Below are 20,245 nucleotides of genomic sequence, written 5' to 3'. Positions count from 1 at the left end.
GGCTTTATGCTATTTGTTACACTAATTGCGTTATTGTTATTTGTCTTAAGCGGGTATGCGTTGTGGCGCGTGATTAATGCGGATCCGCGGTCGATGTGGCTTGGTGTTTGGACGTTATTTACGCTCTTTTTCGCCGCTATCTCGATTACGATGATTTTGGTGCAACTTGGCGGTACGGGAATTTTCGCCTTTGCAATGATTTTTGCCTTGTTCTTGGCGATTTTCTTGTTCCTATCCGTCTTCTTCGACTTAGCTGTGGTTTATTACTCATGGCAAGTCTGGCGTAAAGAGCACCACACGTTGCCAAACTTATTGTTACCATTGTTGTTCTTGGGGTTGATGGTTTTCAACATGATTGATGCCATGATGCAACACGCACCAACGTGGTTGGCAACACTGTTTATTTTTGCCCGGGTGATGGAACTTTACTTCATGTTAATTTTCATCATTTTCTTGGTGTCAGCGATTGTCTACGCGGCGGTGACACGTAAGCGTGAATCTGATTACTACGTTGTCTTGGGTGCTGGTCTGGTGAATGGTGAAACCGTTGGTAAGTTGTTGGGTAACCGAATTAAGGCGGCAACTGACGCTGCACAACGTCGCTTTGACGCAACGGGCGTTTATCCAACGATTGTCTTTTCCGGTGGTAAAGGGGGCGACGAAAAGGTTTCAGAAGCCCAAGCAATGCGCGATTATGCCGTTGCAACACTAAACTATCCCGCTGATAAAACACTTTTGGAAGATCAGAGTCGCACGACGCGCGAAAATATGCGCTTTTCTCGTGATATTATTAGTAAGGCAACTGGCAAGTTCGATCCTGAATTTGTGTACTTCACGAGTGAGTACCACGTGTTCCGTGCTGGCCTCCAGGCGCGCCGTTTTGACGTGCTGGCCCAAGGTCGAGGTGGTAACACCCCATTCTATTACCGTATTCCAGCATTCATTCGTGAGTACATTGCGGTATTGAACATGCACCGTCGTTTACACATGGCGGTGACGGGCTTGGCTTTTGTGGTTGCAGTAGTGATGATGATTGCCACGTTCTTTGTTAAGTAGAGAGGACAAAGAGCGGATTTAATAGTGAGAGATTAGAGAGTTTTGGGATGCGATTTTTAAAAGGGGCGATGCTAGTTATCGCCACGATGGTGGTTGCGTTAATGGTGCGCAGTCATGGGATGGTTGCTGAGGCGGCGACGACTTATGCTGTTGATATGTCAGGGATACCGGCAAAACAACAGACTGAGGCAAAAGCCGCGATGGCAATTTGGACGGATACGCTCCAAATGCCAACTTTGTTTAGCGGGAATCCGACTGATCCAGAGGCGGTGAATGTGACCATGATGTGGAGCGAAGATGGTGTCGCTTCACCAGGAGCTGATGATCCGCTGGGTCTGACGGAGACGACAACCCTTGGTGATAAGCGGACGGTCGTGATTACGTTATATCAACGTGAAATTGAACGTGCGTTTGCGAAAACGGCCTATATGAAGCGCCATGATTTGGTGGTGTCGGTTTGGGAACACGAACTTGGTCACGCCTTGGGGCTGCAACATAATACAACCGATGACCATGATATTATGTACCCGCGTAATTTAGGACCTACGCAACGTATTACGGGTTGGGATTTGCAACACCTGCCTTTTACGGTGAAACCATCAGTTTTGTCAGACGTGTCGGATCATTCGTCTAATTGGTTGGATTCGCAAAACGTGTCAAATCAAATGACAGCTTGGTTGGCAATTCCGGCCAAAGTGCCTAGCATCTTTTATCATTTGATTGCTGGGTTACTGGGGATGGTGACGGTTGCGATTGTGGCAACGATTTTGCTTACCCGACGCAGTGTCGTTAGTGCTGAACAACGGGCCAAGAAATTCGCGTCATTGAAATAGATATTCAAAGCGCAACCGGTGTACATCACATGGGTTGCGCTTTTTGCGTGGTTTCAAATTTTTTTGTTAACTAAATTGACAAAAAACTGAAAAAGAATGTTAGAATGGTTCACTAACGATAGAAATAATTTATTAATTGGAGGGGAAACTATGCGTTTGTTAAAGCCGTATTTTAAGCGGTACAAACTCGATTTAGTACTCGCTATCATCACGGTTATTATCATGGCGATGGCGATGCTATTCCAACCAACATTGCTTTCTAAGATTGTCCAAGCAATCTCAGATGACAATATGACTAAGGTGCGTCATATCGGGTTGCAATTGTTGGTGATTGCGGGGATTGGTTTGATTGCGGGGATTGTGAATACAATTTTTGCAGCGCGTGCATCGCAAGGAATTGCATCTGATGTCCGTGAAGCAGCTTACCGTAAGATTCAAACATTTTCATTTGGCAATATCGAGCAATTTTCAGCGGGTAACTTGGTTGTGCGTCTAACCAATGACGTGCAACAAATTCAAAGTATTTTGATGATGATGATGCAGCCATTGCTACGTATGCCGATTTTGTTCATTGGTGGCTTTATCTTGGCAGTTAATTCAATTCCCAAGTTATGGTGGATCATCGTCGTCATGGTTATCTTGGTCGGTGCTGTTTCAGCGTTGGTCATGGGCAACATGGGTAAGCGCTTCGGGATGATTCAAGGATTGATTGACCGAGTGAATGCGAAGGCAAAGGAAAACCTCCAAGGTGTTCGTGTCGTGAAGTCATTCAACCAAGAAGGTAATGAACAAAAGCGTTTTGATGATGTTTCTGACGAATTGAACCACGTTAATTTGCAAATTGGGTACCTCTTCTCAATTATCATGCCCGCCTTCATGTTTATTGGGCAAGGCTTGATGGTTGTGGCCATCTACTTCGTTGGAAATATGGTTGGGACTGAGCCTAAGATGCTGGCACAAATTACCGGGTTTACGAATTATCTGATGATTATCATGCAAGCCATTATTGTTGGTGGAATGATGATGACCTTTGCGGCACGTGGATTTGTGTCAATGGGTCGTATTTCTGAAATCATGGATACGAAGCCAGATTTGGGTTATAAGGATGTGCCGGCGCAAGATTTGACCGGAGCTGTTGAATTTGACGACGTGTCATTCACGTATCCAGGGGATGATAAGCCAACCTTGAAGCACATTTCATTCAAGGTGCAACCTGGTGAAATGATTGGTATTGTCGGCGCAACGGGTTCAGGTAAGTCGTCAATGGCGCAACTGATTCCGCGTTTGTTTGATCCAACCGAAGGAACCGTTAAGGTCGGTGGGGTTGATTTGAAGGATGCCAACGAGTCATCGTTGCGCAAGACGGTGTCGTTCGTTTTGCAACGCGCAACGTTGTTCTCTGGTAAGATTTCAGATAACTTGCGTCAAGGTAAGTCGGATGCACAAGAGCAAGATATGAAGCGTGCAGCGCAGATTGCGCAAGCAGCTGAATTCGTTGAACGCTATGAAGATACGTATGAACACGTAGTTGAGGAGCGCTCATCAAACTTCTCTGGTGGTCAAAAGCAACGTTTGTCAATTGCCCGTGGGGTGATTGGTGATCCAAAGATTTTGATTTTGGACGATTCAACGTCAGCGTTGGATGCCAAGTCAGAAAAGTTGGTTAAGGAAGCCCTTGATAACGAATTGCAAGATACGACGACGTTTATCATTGCGGAAAAGATTTCTTCAGTGATTAACGCTGATCGTATTTTGGTTTTGGAAGATGGGGCATTGGTTGCGGAAGGTGCGCACCAAGAATTGGTGGAAACATCCCCAATTTATCAAGAAATTTATAAGACACAAAAGGCGCAGGAGGCATAAACGATGAAGAATATTACTGAATCAGTCCGCTTCTTTGCTCATTATTTTAAGCGCTACTGGGTGGCGATGATTGCGATTGTGGTCTTCACGATTTTTGCAACGTGGGCCCAAGTTAAAGCGCCAGTTTACATGGGACGTTCAATTACAGAGCTATCGAAGTATTTGATGGTGAAGTTGAACCCGATGACAGCGAGCCAAGCGAGTTTGGCTGACTTCCACCATGCGTTGTGGACGTTTGCGGCCTTTGTTTTGTTGATGCTGGTTGGCTTGTTTATCAACGCGATGATTCAATCAATCGTCGCTTCCAACTCAGTGAACCAAATGCGTAAGGGCTTGTTTGGCAAGATGCAACGGATGACGGTTCGTTACTTCGATTCACACCAAGACGGTGAAGTGTTGTCACGTTTCACGTCAGATTTGGATAACATCTTTAATGCGATGAACCAAGCCATCTTCCAATTGTTCTCACAAGTGGCTATGTTGGTTGGGGTTGTGTGGATGATGTTCAATGAGAGCCCTAAGATGGCGTGGGTCACGATTGCCTCAACACCCGTTGCGGTTATCTTGGCAGCGTTGATTATTGTACAAGCGAAGAAGTTCGTCGATGCACAACAAGCTGAAGTGGGTCACTTGAACGGTTACATTAATGAGCAAATTAATGGTGAAAAGGTGATTATCACCAACGGCTTGCAAGAAGAGTCAATCAAGGGCTTTGTGGCTCACAACGACAAGGTGCGTCGTGCGTCAACGCTTGGTCAAACATGGTCAGGTGTCTTGTTCCCATTGATGCAAGGTATGGGTTTGTTCAATTTGGCTATCGTTATTTTCTACGGTGCTACGCAAGCGTTGAACGGTGATTTGTCAGCCCGTGCCGCTGGCTTGGGATTGATTGTGACCTTCGTGTCATTTTCACAACAATACTACCAGCCAATCACCCAAATCACGTCAACTTACAACATGTTGCAGTTGGCGATGACGGGTGCGCACCGTTTGAACGAAGTCTTCGAGCAAGATGATGAAATTAACCCAGCTAATGGGGTGCAGTTTAACGGTGTCCAAGACAAGATTGTGTTGGACGATGTGCACTTTGGTTATAACGAAGATCGTGAAATTTTGCATGGTATCAACATTGAAGTTGATAAGGGACAAATGGTGGCCTTGGTTGGACCAACCGGTTCTGGTAAGACGACTGTCATGAATTTGTTGAACCGTTTCTATGACGTAACAGGTGGTGCGGTTAAGTTCGATGGCATCGACGTTCGTGACATGGATCTACAATCATTGCGTGATAACGTCGGGATTGTGTTGCAAGACTCTGTTTTGTTCACTGGTACGATTCGTGACAACATCACATTTGGTAAGCCTGATGCAACTGATGCTGAAGTGATTGATGCGGCTAAGCAAGCGAATATTCACGACTTTATCATGACGTTGGAAAAGGGTTACGATACTGAAGTGTCTGATGAAAATTCAGTCTTCTCAACTGGTCAGAAGCAATTGTTGTCAATCGCACGGACGATTTTGACGGCGCCTGACTTGTTGATTTTGGATGAGGCGACGTCAAACGTTGATACGGTGACAGAAGCTAAGATTCAAAAGGCGATGGATAACGTGATTGCCGGTCGAACGAGTTTCGTCATCGCGCACCGTTTGAAGACGATTTTGAACGCGGATAAGATTGTGGTCTTGCGTGATGGTAACGTTATTGAGCAAGGTAGCCACGCCGAGTTGTTGGCACAAGGCGGCTTCTACGCTGAGTTGTACACCAACCAAATGGTATTTGAATAGTTAATGATTAAGTCGTACTGCAGAGATGCAGTGCGGCTTTTTTGGTGGAATGGGATGATTTAATCTCAAAATAGCGAATTTTCGAAAAATGAGATGATTTAATCTCATTGTATAAAAAATAGGCCGGTGACTATCGATGTGATAGCTACCGGCCTATATATGTATTTTCCCCATGTAAGTTACGTTCAACCCTCTTACAAATACTTATTATGAATTGTAAATATGACGGTTTTCGTCGTGGGATTTGCTGAAAATTAGTTTGATTTATGAAGATTGTTTGAAAATGCACAAAATCGTCAAGGGGTTTGAAGGGTGCGGATAATTCTTCAAAAGACTTCAAAGTTTCGTTAAGACCCCGGCAAAAGATAACTACATTGCTTCGCTATTCTATGAGAGTGCAGTAGTGGATATTTGGTCCATTACGCTGGAAACAGAAAATAGCATGAAAAGGAGTGATGTTTATGGAAACACACCGGGGTATTCTACCCAACAAGCGGTTGCGTTTCTGGTGGGCGGTTGTCGGTTTGATAGCACTGGTTGTTCCTTATGTGACCAACATGGGTTTGTTAGCCAAGACAGTCTATGCGGCGGAAAAAACGCTGTATAAATCTGATCGACTGACCGTTACTGCTGGGGATGGTGATGGCTGGCAATGGCAGAGTGGGCGTGATGTCTCTTGGAAGCTGAACTTTATCGATAAGGAGTCAAAGTGGCCCAATTGGGACAAGGTGACGTTCAAAATCGATCCAGCAGCAGCTAAGAAGGCAGGTCTGACGGACTTTAAGGTTGACGGTAAGTCTTGGGATGCTAAGACAGGGGAATTGGGAGCTTTCACCATTTATGATAATGATGATGGGCACTCACTAAACTTGACCGCAACGTCAACCAACGATGAGAAACGGGCAGTGTCATTGCCAATCGGATTGTCGTTGACGCAAGAGGTGGCTGAGACGAAGGCAGTTAAGGCAACGGCTGACGCTGAATCAACTAGCAAGAAGGAAGCAACTAAGGTGGCACCAGTTAGCCTGTTGCCAGACGATGCTAAGATGACGATTCAGGCCAAGGTGAACGGTTACGAAGGTGAGGAAGCAACGCCGAACCCAGATGATCCGGAAGTGTCTGTGCCAGCGCCAAATGATGAAGAGGATCCAAACGCTTACTACAACCGGACGATTACGGATGTTGTGTCGGGTGAGGCTATTTCAGGTATCCTGATTGAGCGCACGGTTCGTACGACGCCGTTGAAGGATACTGGGAAGACGGATCCAAATAACTTCCGCATTTGGAGTAATAAGGTCGCGCAAGCAGATATCAAGGACACGGCTGATACGGGTTATGATGCGCCAATCTCGATTTATCGTAAGTCAGACATTTCTTATGTCACACAAATCGATGGGTCAGAGAACGATAATAACGCGGATCAAACAAAGGTGCGGACGGGTTATCATCAGCAATATGAGCAAGGAGCCGGTGCAGATAACCGTTCTGCTTACACGATTGCTTTCCAAAATGACGCCGCGATGAATGGTGCAGAATTCACTGTTGTTTATGACCACGTCGGTGACTACACGGACGGTAGTGGTGAGTTGCATCCGTTAGGGGCGACGATGACGATTTCTAACATTAAGCCGTCATCAGGCATCACAGGGCACAATATGTTGGGAGATATGCGTTTTATTGATATTCCTAACAACTTGTACTCAGGGTTGATTTACCACGAGATTGATTCGTTGGATATTAAGCTACAATTCTTTGCTTTGGAGGACGGTCAGTTTACCAAGAAGATTCAAGTTGATAGTACAGATGATGCACAAATCACATTTTCATCTTTGAATAACTTTGGCCGTGCGCAGAACTCGGACGCTTCAGAATCGGGTTCTGCCAAAAATGCGCCAAATGACTTTACTTGGGATCCGTATACGAAGAATATTAATGGACAAGGTGGCAATGGTTGGGCTAATTATTCTCCTGACAAGTATGCAGAAACAGTTGTTGGTGGAGCTGGTACGTTGACAGTTGAAACCGCCAAGGGCTCGTTTATGCAAAAGTCAGGATATGGTCAGTTCCACTGGTACTCAACAGCCCACGGTATCTATTCAACTGGACCAGACGCTAAACCTTGGAATGGAGATAACCAAAATTTCCAGGATATGCTAGATGGTGTTAACTTTGAAAAGGCTGCCTTGACGTATCCTTTGGAAGGTCAGCAATATAATTTCACGCTTTACACAGGTGATGGAAATACATGGCAGACAATTTCATCTGCTTTGACGCATCCGATTGCGTTGACTGAGCCACAAAAGCTCGTCACGACGGATGATCAAACATATGCTGACATCGCAAATGATGCGGGCAAGGGAAACTTGCATGAGAAGAATGTTGCCATTACGTCAACAACTAATGCAGATAAGTTCAACTTTACGTACTGGGTCAAGCAACAAACGTATGATATTGGTACATCTTCACTGATGGTGCCAACGAGCTTGGTATTTGAAGATACTTTGCCAACTGATATTTCATTGCGTAATGGTGCAAGTTCGGTAGCGTTGTACAAGACGGATGGTACAGCTTATGCCAAGTCAGATTATACGGTTGCCATTAGTGGCCAAAAGGTGACGGTAACACTTAATCCGACCGCCATTAAAAAGGCTGATTTCAATGGCCAAAATATGGCGTTGCGCTTAGATGTGCAAGTGGATGCTAAGTTAGCTAGTGGTTTCTATGATGATGAGTGGAAAAACACGGCAACTGTGATTACTGGCTTGGGTGATGATGGTACGTCTACTAAGCGCACCGAAGAAGTTGATACTAAGTTGAAGAAGTTGCCAACCACTAACGTTACTATCAACAAGGTTGACGAAGCTGGGGCTGCTTTGGCAGGTGCCAAGTTTGAGCTAAAGAAGGTCGGTGAGCCTTCAGCTTGGACGGCTGCAAGTTTTGCATCAGCTGAAATTTCAGCTTACAAGACGTTGACGACGGCAACAACAATTGCTGCATCATCAACAACTGACACAAGCTGGACGTGGAACAACTTGCCGGTTGGTCAATACCAATTGATCGAAACGGCGCCGGATGGTTATGTGAAGGTAACGGACGTCACGTTCAATGTTGGTGCTAAGTTGACAGCTAATGCGGACGGTACAGGTGATGCTTACACATCGACATTTAAGGAAACGACAAATCCAGCCGTTTTGACAAATGTTGACGCGAAGGACGGTAGCGTCACAGCTAATGTGCCTAACCAATTGGATATCAAGGCGGTCTTCCAAGTGAAGAAGGTTGATCAAGACAACAAGCCATTGGCTGGTGCAGTCTTCCAATACTTCACGGATGTGACTCAAAAGATTGGCATGAACAAGGATGATACGACTGGTATGCACACGATGCCAACTGGTCAAACACTTGAGTTCAACAAGTTGTACACATTGAATGAGTCGACGGTGCCAACTGGTTACGAACGCGCAGAAGATGTTTACTTCAAGGTTTTGAAGCAAGCGGATTTCACAACGCAAACTGGTGTAACAGTGCCGGCGGACTTGGCGAACGAAAAGGTATTGTTTGTGAAGACTGATAAGGATGGGACGGTAACGGAATGGATTAAGCCAGACCAAAACAAGAACATCTTTACGACGACGTTCACGGTTGAAAACAAGGAGCAAGAGCCTTTGCAATCAATCTTCCCGGTTACGGGTGGAACGGGCATTATGGGCTTTGTGATTGTTGGTTTGATTCTGGTTGGTGCAGCAGGTGCATTGACGTTGAAGCGTAAGTTTAATGATTAATTGATGAGAGCAATTGTAGCGATACAATTGCTCTTTTCTTTATGCCGGTGAAAGGGTGAATGAAAAAGACCCCGTTTCAATTAAGAAACGGGGTCCGGCAACTGCTCTGGCTGGGAACCGACCAATCAGCTTGAAACCCTTGTCGTATAGGCGTTTTCAGTATTAAATTCTATTCACTCCCCCAGTTACTCCCCCACTTGTCATTAAAAGCTGACTAATTGAGTGAAAATATCGGCCGTCTTTGATCGCATTTCATCTGTGACGGTAGCATAAATTGCTAAGGTAGTTTTTACGTCATCGTGTCCAACTTGTGACTGCAAAGTCTTAATATCCATGCCAGCTTGAACCGCAAGTGTGATATATGTGTGCCGTAACCCGTGAATGTTAATTTGAGGGACGTCCGCATCGCGTATTGCTGATAGTAGCCACGAACGTGGTTGATTGCCTGAAATGCGATTATCAAGTCGCTGATTGGTCCAAACAATGCCATTGGCAGATCTACCACGTTTCATCATTTGCTGTCCTTGACTAGCCCGCCAGTGTCTTAGGATGCCGGCGGTTTTTTCGTCTAACATAACCTTGCGATTGCCCGCCTTTGTTTTAGGTGGGTTGATAACGACACCATGGCCAGTTGTTTCGCTAGTGGTTTTGCTAACAATAATATGTGGCTCTTTGCCGTCTAAATGAATATCGGACCACTCAAGGGCCCTTGCCTCACCATTGCGCATCCCCGTAAATGCTAACAAACGGAGATAGGCGTACTTGTGATAGTTGATAGCATTATCATACTTGTCTTGTACAGCTTGCATGAATGTTTGAAGTTGCTGACGGTCATAAAATTCAACTCGATATGACCTATCAGGTTTTGACACTGCCGTAGGGTATCGAACGTCATTAAGCGGGTTACTTTCTAATAGTTCATAAGATACCGCAATATCTAATGCTTTTCTGAAATGATCCACTTTACGCTTGTACGATGAGAACTGGCCCGCTAACCAATTAACCCAGCGTTGTAATTCAACTTTGGATAGTTTGGCAACTTTGACGTTATCGAACCATTTAGGCGTGAGCACGTACATTTCAAATGAACGGGCCACCTTGCTTGTGGTTGATAGCCTTTTACCGCGCACGTATTCTTGCAGATACATATCAACAAGTTCATTAACGGTCAAATCAGTAGTGACACCATCAAATTTACCGGCGTCAGCATCTAAAGTGGCTTGCCGTTCCCAATGCTTTGCTAGTGTTTTAGTTTCAAATTTAGTCTTAGTTTTTTCACGGCGTTTACCCTGTTTGTCCGTCCAACGGATACGCACGGAGTAGGTGCCGTTTTTTTGTTTCGTAATACTCATAGTTAAGCCTTTCCATGCGAGCAGCCAACTCTATGTATGGCATTAAGGTTTGAGTATGTGAAGAGGTAGCGGGCATTTCCGCAGGGCTCAATTTTTGGGGTGCCGTCAAAATTAACGAACCCCCGTTTGGTTGGCGTGATATTGCGCATACCCTCGATTAGCAATGCCTGCTAATTGAAAAAGATAACGCTAAGTATCCCCAGGAGTGGGGATGCAACAAGCGTACCCGCAGGTACACCTGTTATTTTGAACCTCCGTACCTGTAAGTACGCCCGTTAGTGTATTAGAGCTTGTTATTTTAACGGTAGTACCCGCAAGTACGACCGTTAGTTATTGGATCATGCTGTGTTTTCCCCACTTGTGGAGAATTTTCCCAACAAGTTGGGAACGTGACCTAAGTTGAACTTAGACCGTAGCCATGTGTGGCAACGATTAAGCTGTTATCCCATAGAACAACGTCAGGTTTACAAGTGTGTTTGCAACCACGCTTGTTATTTCGGTCTCATTTTAAACGAAACAATTTTTTTGTTGTCATCCCCATATTGGAGTATCAACAACAACGAGACACACATATTTTCTGGTCACTTTGAAGTGACCGGCGCCACTTGAGGCGCTATATATTCCGTATTGGAATGATTTATTGGTCTTTCCTCACAAGTGCGGAAGAATGAGCCTAAAGTGGTGACCTAAATTAAGATTAGGGCGTTCGCACAAAGTGGTGAACCTCATGCCCACAAATGGGCACAGCGTTAATTCTCTTTATTGATCCATGCGATTTCGGAAACCAGACGCATCAATCAATTTTTCATTTATTTCGTCTAGCTGTTTGGCGACTTCAATAAGCAAATCTTTGTTGTCTCCAATTCCTTTGTTCACAAATAGCAATGGTCCCAAACCATATGTTATGCCTTCGTACAACCGACTGATTAATAATCTGTCGTCAAAGTTAGATATATTATTGTCTATTTCTTTATTGATTTCCGGGTCCGAAGTTATCCGATTGATACTGCGGCTTAATCTAGCTGCGTCGTCTATTTTATGAGAATCAACAATTTTTTTCATATTGCTAATGTGCTCTGGAGTCGGAGCGCCGTTTTCGTCAAATTCATCCTCATCAAAGAACTCTGTAACAGTTGTTCTAAATGGTGATATACCTTGTAAATACGGAACGGTGACATCGAAATAATCAGCTAGTTTTTTCCATGTATCTAGTTTCGGTTCTCGTTCCTCATGTTCGTATCGAGCGTATGCTTGTTGAGAAATACCAATTTCAGAAGCGACTTTAGATTGAGAAACACCTTTTTCTTTTCGTAACTGTATAAGCCTGTTCATTAGCGCTACCTCCAAATTAAATAATATCATAAAACACCATTTTGGAGTAATCGTCTTGACTTACACCAAAATGGTGTTTATATTAATATGCATTGAAACACCGAATTGGTGTTAAAGGAGAACCTATGAAAGTATCAAACGAAATGCTGAAAGCATTAAGACGCAAGCGAGGCGAGCAAAATATTTCAGTTATCGAATTATCACGACAAACGGGGGTTAGCCGTTGGACGTTGGATAAATTGTTAAAAGGTGCAAAGGAGGACATACGGCCAACCACAGCAAACAAGTTAAACCAGTGGCTTTATAAGTTGATTTAAGACGCAAAAAACGCCACAGCGAGCAGGCCGTGGCGTCGATGCAAAAATGATGAGTAGAAAGATCGTTTTTGCTGTAACTCAAACGAAGTGAATATTACGGAGGTAATTATACCATGGAAGATTCAGTAATGTATGGCACACCAGCCGAAGGTGTTTACACGACCAGCGAGATTGTAGCGAAGTATACGGGTGTATCTGTTGAACACGTCCGACACCTAACTAACAAGTATCGCGATGAATTAGAGGAGTTTGGAAAGCTGGTTTTTAAAAATTCGTCTTTACCAAGCGGACAGACGCGGAAAGTTTGGCACTACAACGAGCAACAAGCAACTTTTCTTATCGCATTGATGCGTAACACGGATACGGTTGTTGAGTTCAAAAGAAATTTAGTTGCCGCGTTCTATTCACAACGTGAGGAACTAGCACATAAGACAATTGCCCTTGCCAACATTAAGCCAGTGAATAAGTCACTTAGTGAAGTGGTCCATGATAGTTGGCCAGATAACCCGCATATGTATGCAACGATCCATAACTTAGCGTTGAAAGTTGTCACGGGTAAGAATGCCAAGCAACTTAAGACAACGTTTGATGTAACTGATGCAAAAGAGGCGTTGAACTCATCGCAGTTGGAACATTTGGAACGTGTTAAAGAGTTGATGAAGCAACTTATCTTGAACGGGTACAGCTACCAAGAGATTAAGGCAACGGTATTAAAGGGACGAGGTGCGGTTAATGCTTAATCAATGGCACGTTTTGTTACCGATGTTTTGGTTACTAACTGGTTTAGGCGGGTTAGCTTGGGTCATTTCAATTATTACGGACTTCTACTTGGGCGCATTGGTTATTGAAGACGGAGACGATTAGAGATGTGACCTTGGCAAGTCTGAAAACTGCCACAGTAAATATTAACGCATGGGGATGCATCCCCAATACCAAAGAAAGATGGTTTTGATTATGAATAAGCATGACTACACGGCAAAGAAGCACCCAGCATTGCAAACGGAACAGTATGTACCTGTAACGGTCAATGTACCGGATAAGTACGATTTAGTGGGGACTGTGTCCGAATTGTTGGCGGCAATGCACGCAGTAGATATGGAAACAGTGGAAGGTGACGCAGTTGGGGCAGTCGAACAAAGCCCAATGGTAACAGACGCATGGGTCCGCCTGACGATGTCTATTGAAGAGTTGGCCAAGGATATGGGGAGCGTAGCAACGTTTGATTTAGCACCGGCTACTAGTCAACAACCTAATGACCCAATGGGGCTATATGACGCAACTGGAAAGCTATACAAGGCGATTGAGTGTAAAGACATTGAAGCGGCACTAGCACATGTTAAGTACATGGAAGAAATTGCCCGTACTTATGCAGACCCACGAAGCGCTGCACAAGATCCGTTTAACTTGTTTGAATTAACCGAGAAGTTGAACGGTGCCATCAATTCAGAGGACAAGCATGAAGCAAATGATGTATTGGCGGAATTGGCCGAGAAGGTACAAGACGGCTTGAAACGTGCCAAGGCAGACCGAGAGTTTAACGAAAACAACTAAACGCAGACGCCACAGGACAAGCACACACGGCTCACTGGTGGCGTCATACATACACAACAAACTAATTAAAGGACAACTTTATTAGTTATTACCGTGCCAGTGCCTTGTATGTGGTGGCTGGTGTACATAATGTGACCCAAGCAAGTCGTTAAACTGCCCAGTGGAAAGTCTTTGTGTTTATCGAAAATAAACAGAATGCGAGCAGCCAACTCACCACAAAGAAAAAACGACTAGTAACCTGTGCCGACCAAAGCCCGTTACTAATCGTTACCACGCACCCAAAAGAAAGGACACGGTTTTATTTATGAATGCTACCAGTATACCAGATATTGAGAGCTTAGTGGCGGCGCTAGACCGGCTAACCGCAGCAGTCACGGCGCCAGAGAAAAGCCCGTGGTTATCTAAGATTAAGGCTTATAACTATTTGGATGTGTCGCCTAAGACATTTCAGAAATTGATAGATAAAGGCGTTATCAAGCCACATTCACTGTTTGAATTTGGTGTGGCACGGGAATTGTTTCATCAATCGGAACTGGACGAAGCTATAAAGCGATTATAAAGAGGTGATGAGATGAAAGGACTAGACAACGCCACAATTAAACTGGTGGCAAGTGATGTGAATGATCTGATTAAGGAAAGCGGTCACGGTCAACTGGCCGTTATTGCAACGAGTGGGGTGGCCTTGACCTTACAAGCACTTATCAGTGCAAAAACAGCCGATGAGTTGCCCTATATGGTGACAAGCAAGGTGCGCGGTCTATTAAGTGAATTGGATAAGCCAAAGACGAGTTCAGATTTTGAACTAGGTTTCATGCTGGCTGTATCAGCTACTGCACAAGCGATTACAGAAACGGATCTAACGCAGTACACGAAGAAACATGTACTTGAAGTGATAAACGCGAAGTTGGGTGATTTGAAAGGAGTGGATACAGATGAGTGAAGAAACATTAACGGAACAGCTTGAGCAATTGGTGGCAATGCTACCAGAAGGGGCAGAGAAGCCAGTGAGCATTGCGGACATTGCGGCACGACTAAATACTAACAAACGCACAATAACGGCATGGGTGGCGTTCCTGATTAACCATAAGGGTGTGCCAATTGGTAGCCGACGCAGTACGCCTAGTGGGTACTACCTAATTACCAGTGATGAAGAACGAAATAATGCGATCGCTCCACTCACGGCCCAAGCATTAGAGGAGTTGAAACGTGCTGAAAAGTTACGGTCAATTGATTTACATACGTGGCATAACAATTTCAACGATAACAAAAAAAGCAACCATAGGCGTTCGATTGAACACGCATAGTTGCTCTGTACCTTACTCACGGCGAAGTTTTCCGACAGATACCGTGAGCATCTCAAAAAGAAAAAGGAGATTATTTAAATTATGAATGAAGTTGATGATTTGGACAAGGGATACTTAACACCGGAGGAAGCGGCAGTTCAAATAGAAAGTTTTCTTAAAGTACGTGACTATGCTGAATATGATAAGTATGAAGCTGCGGTATTTCTCATTGAAAACGGCTATAAGAGCGGTGTTTTGGGTTACGGAGATGACTTACTTATTTTTTTGAACAATTTTTCTAATGATAAACAATATACAAGTGATGATTTGCCTAAGATTGCTGACCTTCTTGAAGAAGATGTAGCGAACGGCCGTACACGAGAGTTTGTGTTGAGGAAAAAGAGATGATTTATGCACAAATGGGCGTATTGGCCAAACAATATACAGTAGTCGAGGGTATCGATGATTTCGCACACCTTGTCACGACCACAGCAACACCGACACAAGCGCAGAACCTGACGAACAACCAACTGGAGACCTTTAAACATACCAGTGCACCGTACGTCGTTTATGGGCTTGTTGACGGAACAGCCCGGGCAGATAGTGAAGTGACAGCCCGGACCATCTTGTTTTTGGATGTGGATGGTAATGAATCCACGTATAACGAAGTGAGAGACAGGATAACTACTGGGTTATTAAACCAGTACAATCTAGTCGCCTATCCAACAATCAGCAATGGTATTAAGGAAGGTGCACGAATACGTATTGGTATCGACTTAAGCCGACCAGCACCGCCAGATGACTATATCAAGGTGTGGCGAGTGGTGAGCTATTTACTAAACGTCACAGCGGATGAAGCAGGGGCGACAAGGCAGTTTAAGCAGTTGGCTGGTACATATGTACTAACAACGCAAAACGAGCACAGTGAGCCTGTGATTAACGCAAACGACACGATGGCTTTGCCGGTGGATGAATTCGTCAAAATATTTGATGAGAACCCAAACCGATATGAACCTAAGCAATCAAAAAGCTCGCAACGTTTTGAGAACAACGAAGATCGAAAACCTTGGATGGTCACTAACGCAAGAATGGTTACAGCACTACTAGACCCTGAGAATAATTACGGGTTGTTTGGAGGCTGGGATAACATGCTAACAAGTGTAGGCGGTTGGGTTTATCGAAATACTGGTGGCAATATACGATTCACGTTGGATGTCGTAGAGCATTTAAATAGTTTAGGAAGTGACCCGATTCCAATTAGTGAATTGGGTCCAAAGTTTAAAAGTTGGGTGAAGAATTGGAGGTACTAATGGCGGAAAGTTTGAATGAGCAAGAACTAGCAGAATTGTCGTTGGAGCAACCTATTAAGTTGGAAAAAGATAAGGAACAAGTTTTGCTAGAAGAATTTGCAAAGGAGGCGCCGGTATTTGGTGAAAATGCAGTGTATGTGTTCCTAAAGCGTAAAGGACGTTTGAACAGCCGACTTTTGAAGAATATTACAACCTTGGTAAAGGCCGAAGCTAATAGCGTAGGGGTAAATAATGACCCGAATCTAATTAACACTTATCACGGGGTATTCAACATTGATACAAAACAATTGGAACCGCGTGGCAGTCGATTATTCGATCATATCCTGCCGGAGTACGACCCACGAGCAAATGCACCAGCCTTTACAACGTTATTGAATAATTACAATACACCTGAATACCCTAATTTGTCTGATGATTTGTTGAAGTTATTTGGGTATCAGCTTTTTGGAAATAATCGACTAAAGACTTTTTTTATTATTCATGGGGACGGTGACAATGCTAAAAGTACCCTGTGGAATCTGATGGAGAACGCCTTGGGGAGTGAGGAATCTGATGGTTATGCCACTAAGCTAGACAGTGAGACATTCATCAATAAAAGTAGCAACTTTGTAGTTGGCTTGAACTCGATTAACAACAGTCGATTCTTATTTTCGGATGAGATGAAGCGAGGGGTAGAACTAGAAGGCAACCTGATAAAACAGCTAGTAGCTGGTGAAGGTTCAACTGTGAAATTTGAAGCAAAAGGCAACAAGAAGCAACAGAGTGCTAATGTCATTAGCCCCGTTGTATTGCTGGTAAATGATGTACCAAGTTTTAAAAATGCAGATGACGCCACCCGCAATCGCATTGCCATTGTGGAGTTCACAAAAAAGTTTGTACGTAATGACCAAGAAGCGGCAACGCTAATTAAGCAAGCAAAGGATGAACGTGCCGGTATATTCAACATGATTGTGGACGCTTATGATCCTGATTGGCAAGTGCCTAAGCGTTGGCTATCTGATGCAACTAATATTGTGAACGCACAAGCTGATGATGAAGATGAGGTATACCACTTAGAACAGTCTTTGCCATTGGTTATCGTTGAAACGGGCGATACACAAGACCGGGTCCGACGTGGCGAATTACACCAAGCATTGAAAGCAAAATACTATTTACCAAAAGAAGTTAGTTTTCCAAACACAAGACGGCTGGCTGTCTTATTACCGCATAATTTTAATATTGGTGTTGATGGTAACTTTTACACGAAGGTAGAACTTCTGTGATGCTCACTTATCAAAACTTATCATCTTCTTATCAACGCAAAGACCGGTATTATCACACTTATCACACTTATCAATATTTAATTAGCTATATAAGGTCAGATGTAGTGCTTACTGTGTATGTAAGTAACAAATTATTGATAAGTTGATAATTGCGATAATACCGCGGTTTATAGCGATAAGAGAGTGATAAGGGAGTGATAAGTTTAGAAATTGAAACCGAATTTTAGAGAGTAGGACAGCAAGGTGAGATACGAACATTACGATCCAAGAGCAACAGTAGATAACACCAAGGAATGGCGTAACGCAGTCAAGAAATCATTGACTGTGATTGATGATGAGGCATTACGTGACGTACTATTTGATTCTTTAACAGCGACTAAGGCGTACGCTGATAATGAAGACGAAAATATGGACGGTCACGTAAACGAAATAGAAGCACGATTGGATGGATTAGAAAATGATCTGATGATTGCATATTATGACGATACAAATATACGTGAATATGTTGAAAGATTAGAGGCACGTATTGAAAAGTTAGAAGCGTTTATCAAATAAGTAGAAAAGAGGAACGAATATGGCAGCATGGAACAGTGGAGAATATTACGAGGGCGAACGCATTAAGTTGCATAAATTTTTAGATACTGTTGATAAGTCAAAACTAAGTGATCTAGGACGTATCGAATATGTAAAGGCAGCCGCCTTAATGGAAATTGCCCGTAAGTTGAAATAAATATAATTAGAACGTTGGTAAGTTTAAAGACTTGCCGGCGTTTTTTTATGAGAATAGTTGCATGTTTACATTTGTTGACCATATTGGTAAAAGAGACAGACGGGGCATGAGTGTACATATAGAGAACAAACGATGATAGTGTGTTGTTTTTTTGTAGATCTCCCAGAAAAATAAGTTTGAAAGAAGTGATCCTTTTATTATTGAACACATTGTACAATAAATATATGTAATTTGCAGGCGTGAAAAGATGAGGTGAGTATATGGCAAAGTTAGTTGAAACGGTAGATAACGCAACAACAGCAAAAGAGGTTAGGGACTTTTTAAAGTCGGAGGCAATTAGAATTTTGTTTATTTCCCAGTTTGATGTTTATCAGGCAGCCCCCGAACAGCTTAACAGGGTCCCGATGACGGGGAGACCATTAACTGATGATGTAGTTGGATATGCAAACAGCTTAATAGAAGCCCTTATGAGTTTAGACGAACGAAAGCGCGTGATGATATGGCGGAAATACATTTTAAAGGACACTCACAAGGCTATTCGTTGCGATACTCATCTCTCGGTAAGGCGAGCACATGAAATAATTCGAGAAGGCTTAATAGAGTTCGCTGTGGCATTCAGAGATACATACGACTTGGTTGTTACGTTGGAAGGATGATAAAAAAAGCCGAACCGTAGTCCAGCGCCATTTATAAAGAATTATTAGTAAGTAACTCCATTGTATCAGAAAGACAGAGGATGTTATGGCTGACAAGTACGACACGTTACTATCTAACTATTTCACCGGCACACTAGACAAGTGTGTAGCTAGCTATGAGTTGTCTGAATGCTTTTTAGACGCGCATAGGGCCGAGTATGACGATGTGAAGTCCATGACATTTGTAGAGGCTGATCAATTTATTTGGGCAAGTAGATTGTAGGAAAACGCGCTATATAAATTTGGTGTGTGACGATAGCGTGAAATACCTAAAGGATGATAACTATATTAAATTGGTGTTAAAAGCAATTTTCCTTGTATTAGTGAAGGTCTTGTTTTTAGGAATTTGTATAAAATATTTATAAGTTAGCTATGTTGTGTGGTTTCTTAAGGTATGTTTTAAGGAGAGTTTTAATTGAAGGAGATAGTTTTATTATGAGTGGTACCCATGACCAAGCCCCAAAAAATGTAGGTGATAGTGAAGAGACGACGGGGCCTATCGAAGCATCCAGCGAGGGGGTATCTGAAATACAAGAAGAGAAACATATATCTAAAACGACCAATATATGGTACGTAACATGGAAATTTATTTCATTCTTAGCGCTTATTGTTTATAGCGCGATGGTGCTCTTTTTGTATGATTTCATTAAGTTTGATAAATTTGACGTATGTATACCCTTGGTCGCATCGTTACTCTTTTTCGGGGTTAGTTTCTTATTTTTCTACTTCAGGTCAGTGCAGATTAGAAGGGTTTTAAAGCCGCTAATCAAATATAAGCCAAAATCTAAACAAGATGAGTATGCGAAAGATTTAAGTGAGTATAGTAAGTCCACTTATAAATCTTTTAATATTGAGCTTTTTACACTAATTACTATGTTTCTTGTTTCAGTTGTGTATGTCATAAATCCGAGTGTAATGCATCATTTAGTTGCTAAGACTATCGCAACATTAGTTCCGGTATATGTTGCCAGCGTAGTATACGTCTTTAGTTTTGAGTCTAATGTGGACTTAATTTATTTTAAGTATTTCAAAGAAGAATACGTAAAAGAATATAACGAGGAATCAATTTCGGAGTAACAATCATATGATTT

General features: G+C 43.2%; 21 protein-coding genes. 19 read left to right on the top strand and 2 right to left on the bottom strand.

Annotated elements, in window-relative coordinates; all coding sequences use genetic code 11:
* Positions 1-6: 6 nt before the first annotated feature.
* From ACJ28U_RS08050 to ACJ28U_RS08030, 5 genes are all read left to right on the top strand, one after another.
* Positions 7-1,056 (top strand): YdcF family protein, encoded by a 1,050-nt coding sequence (locus ACJ28U_RS08050; RefSeq protein WP_407618920.1) that lies wholly within the window; start codon positions 7-9, stop codon positions 1,054-1,056.
* 47 nt (positions 1,057-1,103) lie between these two features.
* Complete coding sequence (locus ACJ28U_RS08045; protein WP_407618919.1) at positions 1,104-1,889, top strand: matrixin family metalloprotease; 786 nt, start codon at positions 1,104-1,106, stop codon at positions 1,887-1,889.
* Between the two features lie 150 nt (positions 1,890-2,039).
* Positions 2,040-3,752: an ABC transporter ATP-binding protein gene (locus ACJ28U_RS08040; RefSeq protein WP_407618918.1), complete on the top strand. Its 1,713-nt coding sequence runs from the start codon at positions 2,040-2,042 to the stop codon at positions 3,750-3,752.
* A 3-nt stretch (positions 3,753-3,755) separates the two neighbouring features.
* Positions 3,756-5,540: an ABC transporter ATP-binding protein gene (locus tag ACJ28U_RS08035; protein WP_407618917.1), complete on the top strand. Its 1,785-nt coding sequence runs from the start codon at positions 3,756-3,758 to the stop codon at positions 5,538-5,540.
* 461 nt (positions 5,541-6,001) lie between these two features.
* Complete coding sequence (locus ACJ28U_RS08030) at positions 6,002-9,322, top strand: SpaA isopeptide-forming pilin-related protein (RefSeq protein WP_407618916.1); 3,321 nt, start codon at positions 6,002-6,004, stop codon at positions 9,320-9,322.
* A 203-nt stretch (positions 9,323-9,525) separates the two neighbouring features.
* Here ACJ28U_RS08030 and ACJ28U_RS08025 read toward each other — a convergent pair whose 3' ends face one another.
* Positions 9,526-10,638 carry a tyrosine-type recombinase/integrase gene (locus ACJ28U_RS08025; RefSeq protein ID WP_407618915.1) on the bottom strand — a complete coding sequence of 371 codons (1,113 nt, stop codon included), beginning with the start codon at positions 10,636-10,638 and terminating at the stop codon, positions 9,526-9,528.
* 795 nt (positions 10,639-11,433) lie between these two features.
* Complete coding sequence (locus tag ACJ28U_RS08020; RefSeq protein WP_407618914.1) at positions 11,434-12,006, bottom strand: helix-turn-helix domain-containing protein; 573 nt, start codon at positions 12,004-12,006, stop codon at positions 11,434-11,436.
* 125 nt (positions 12,007-12,131) lie between these two features.
* Between ACJ28U_RS08020 and ACJ28U_RS08015 the strand changes: the two genes are divergently transcribed.
* From ACJ28U_RS08015 to ACJ28U_RS07950, 14 genes are all read left to right on the top strand, one after another.
* Entirely contained in the window at positions 12,132-12,323 is a 192-nt protein-coding gene (locus tag ACJ28U_RS08015; protein WP_407618913.1) for a helix-turn-helix domain-containing protein, read from the top strand.
* 113 nt (positions 12,324-12,436) lie between these two features.
* Positions 12,437-13,063, top strand: a complete 627-nt coding sequence (locus ACJ28U_RS08010) for a Rha family transcriptional regulator (protein WP_407618912.1) — start codon at positions 12,437-12,439, stop codon at positions 13,061-13,063.
* The gene (locus ACJ28U_RS08005; protein WP_407618911.1) at positions 13,056-13,187 is read left to right on the top strand and encodes a hypothetical protein; all 132 of its coding nucleotides are present in this window, start codon (positions 13,056-13,058) and stop codon (positions 13,185-13,187) included. Before ACJ28U_RS08010 ends, ACJ28U_RS08005 begins: the two co-directional genes overlap by 8 nt.
* A gap of 90 nt (positions 13,188-13,277) precedes the next feature.
* A complete protein-coding gene (locus tag ACJ28U_RS08000) occupies positions 13,278-13,874 on the top strand; it encodes a hypothetical protein (RefSeq protein ID WP_407618910.1) in 597 nt (198 codons plus the stop codon).
* Positions 13,875-14,178: 304 nt separating this feature from the next.
* Positions 14,179-14,433, top strand: coding sequence for a helix-turn-helix domain-containing protein (locus ACJ28U_RS07995; protein ID WP_108730900.1), 255 nt, complete (start codon positions 14,179-14,181; stop codon positions 14,431-14,433).
* Positions 14,434-14,445: 12 nt separating this feature from the next.
* Positions 14,446-14,814, top strand: a complete 369-nt coding sequence (locus ACJ28U_RS07990) for a hypothetical protein (protein ID WP_407618909.1) — start codon at positions 14,446-14,448, stop codon at positions 14,812-14,814.
* Positions 14,807-15,178 carry a hypothetical protein gene (locus ACJ28U_RS07985; protein WP_407618908.1) on the top strand — a complete coding sequence of 124 codons (372 nt, stop codon included), beginning with the start codon at positions 14,807-14,809 and terminating at the stop codon, positions 15,176-15,178. The genes ACJ28U_RS07990 and ACJ28U_RS07985 overlap by 8 nt, the downstream gene beginning before the upstream one ends.
* Before the next feature lie 81 nt (positions 15,179-15,259).
* On the top strand, positions 15,260-15,565 hold the full coding sequence (locus ACJ28U_RS07980; protein WP_407618907.1) for a hypothetical protein: 306 nt from the start codon (positions 15,260-15,262) through the stop codon (positions 15,563-15,565).
* Positions 15,562-16,467 carry a hypothetical protein gene (locus ACJ28U_RS07975; protein WP_407618906.1) on the top strand — a complete coding sequence of 302 codons (906 nt, stop codon included), beginning with the start codon at positions 15,562-15,564 and terminating at the stop codon, positions 16,465-16,467. The genes ACJ28U_RS07980 and ACJ28U_RS07975 overlap by 4 nt, the downstream gene beginning before the upstream one ends.
* Positions 16,467-17,729 (top strand): phage/plasmid primase, P4 family, encoded by a 1,263-nt coding sequence (locus ACJ28U_RS07970; RefSeq protein ID WP_407618905.1) that lies wholly within the window; start codon positions 16,467-16,469, stop codon positions 17,727-17,729. Before ACJ28U_RS07975 ends, ACJ28U_RS07970 begins: the two co-directional genes overlap by 1 nt.
* A gap of 243 nt (positions 17,730-17,972) precedes the next feature.
* Entirely contained in the window at positions 17,973-18,284 is a 312-nt protein-coding gene (locus tag ACJ28U_RS07965; protein ID WP_407618904.1) for a hypothetical protein, read from the top strand.
* 19 nt (positions 18,285-18,303) lie between these two features.
* Positions 18,304-18,459, top strand: coding sequence for a hypothetical protein (locus ACJ28U_RS07960; protein WP_407618903.1), 156 nt, complete (start codon positions 18,304-18,306; stop codon positions 18,457-18,459).
* A gap of 260 nt (positions 18,460-18,719) precedes the next feature.
* Positions 18,720-19,115, top strand: a complete 396-nt coding sequence (locus ACJ28U_RS07955; RefSeq protein ID WP_407618902.1) for a hypothetical protein — start codon at positions 18,720-18,722, stop codon at positions 19,113-19,115.
* 474 nt (positions 19,116-19,589) lie between these two features.
* A complete protein-coding gene (locus ACJ28U_RS07950; protein ID WP_407618901.1) occupies positions 19,590-20,231 on the top strand; it encodes a hypothetical protein in 642 nt (213 codons plus the stop codon).
* Positions 20,232-20,245 lie beyond the last annotated feature (14 nt).

It is taken from the genome of Weissella sp. MSCH1, from assembly GCF_045799135.1.
In the GTDB taxonomy this organism is placed as follows: Bacteria; Bacillota; Bacilli; order Lactobacillales; family Lactobacillaceae; genus Weissella.
Note: the sequence above shows the minus strand (reverse complement) of the source record. Positions and strands in the feature narration are given on the sequence as shown.

Bases quoted from the DNA above. Each gene is read 5' to 3' on its own strand.
- ACJ28U_RS08050 (WP_407618920.1), top strand. From the start codon at position 7: ATGCTATTTGTTACACTAATTGCGTTATTGTTATTTGTCTTAAGCGGG.
- ACJ28U_RS07955 (WP_407618902.1), top strand. From the start codon at position 18,720: ATGGCAAAGTTAGTTGAAACGGTAGATAACGCAACAACAGCAAAAGAG.
- ACJ28U_RS08000 (WP_407618910.1), top strand. From the start codon at position 13,278: ATGAATAAGCATGACTACACGGCAAAGAAGCACCCAGCATTGCAAACG.
- ACJ28U_RS08045 (WP_407618919.1), top strand. From the start codon at position 1,104: ATGCGATTTTTAAAAGGGGCGATGCTAGTTATCGCCACGATGGTGGTT.
- ACJ28U_RS07975 (WP_407618906.1), top strand. From the start codon at position 15,562: ATGATTTATGCACAAATGGGCGTATTGGCCAAACAATATACAGTAGTC.
- ACJ28U_RS08010 (WP_407618912.1), top strand. From the start codon at position 12,437: ATGGAAGATTCAGTAATGTATGGCACACCAGCCGAAGGTGTTTACACG.
- ACJ28U_RS07995 (WP_108730900.1), top strand. From the start codon at position 14,179: ATGAATGCTACCAGTATACCAGATATTGAGAGCTTAGTGGCGGCGCTA.
- ACJ28U_RS07990 (WP_407618909.1), top strand. From the start codon at position 14,446: ATGAAAGGACTAGACAACGCCACAATTAAACTGGTGGCAAGTGATGTG.
- ACJ28U_RS08040 (WP_407618918.1), top strand. From the start codon at position 2,040: ATGCGTTTGTTAAAGCCGTATTTTAAGCGGTACAAACTCGATTTAGTA.
- ACJ28U_RS07980 (WP_407618907.1), top strand. From the start codon at position 15,260: ATGAATGAAGTTGATGATTTGGACAAGGGATACTTAACACCGGAGGAA.
- ACJ28U_RS07960 (WP_407618903.1), top strand. From the start codon at position 18,304: ATGGCAGCATGGAACAGTGGAGAATATTACGAGGGCGAACGCATTAAG.
- ACJ28U_RS08020 (WP_407618914.1), bottom strand. From the start codon at position 12,006: ATGAACAGGCTTATACAGTTACGAAAAGAAAAAGGTGTTTCTCAATCT.
- ACJ28U_RS07950 (WP_407618901.1), top strand. From the start codon at position 19,590: ATGAGTGGTACCCATGACCAAGCCCCAAAAAATGTAGGTGATAGTGAA.
- ACJ28U_RS08030 (WP_407618916.1), top strand. From the start codon at position 6,002: ATGGAAACACACCGGGGTATTCTACCCAACAAGCGGTTGCGTTTCTGG.
- ACJ28U_RS08005 (WP_407618911.1), top strand. From the start codon at position 13,056: ATGCTTAATCAATGGCACGTTTTGTTACCGATGTTTTGGTTACTAACT.
- ACJ28U_RS07985 (WP_407618908.1), top strand. From the start codon at position 14,807: ATGAGTGAAGAAACATTAACGGAACAGCTTGAGCAATTGGTGGCAATG.
- ACJ28U_RS08035 (WP_407618917.1), top strand. From the start codon at position 3,756: ATGAAGAATATTACTGAATCAGTCCGCTTCTTTGCTCATTATTTTAAG.
- ACJ28U_RS08015 (WP_407618913.1), top strand. From the start codon at position 12,132: ATGAAAGTATCAAACGAAATGCTGAAAGCATTAAGACGCAAGCGAGGC.
- ACJ28U_RS07970 (WP_407618905.1), top strand. From the start codon at position 16,467: ATGGCGGAAAGTTTGAATGAGCAAGAACTAGCAGAATTGTCGTTGGAG.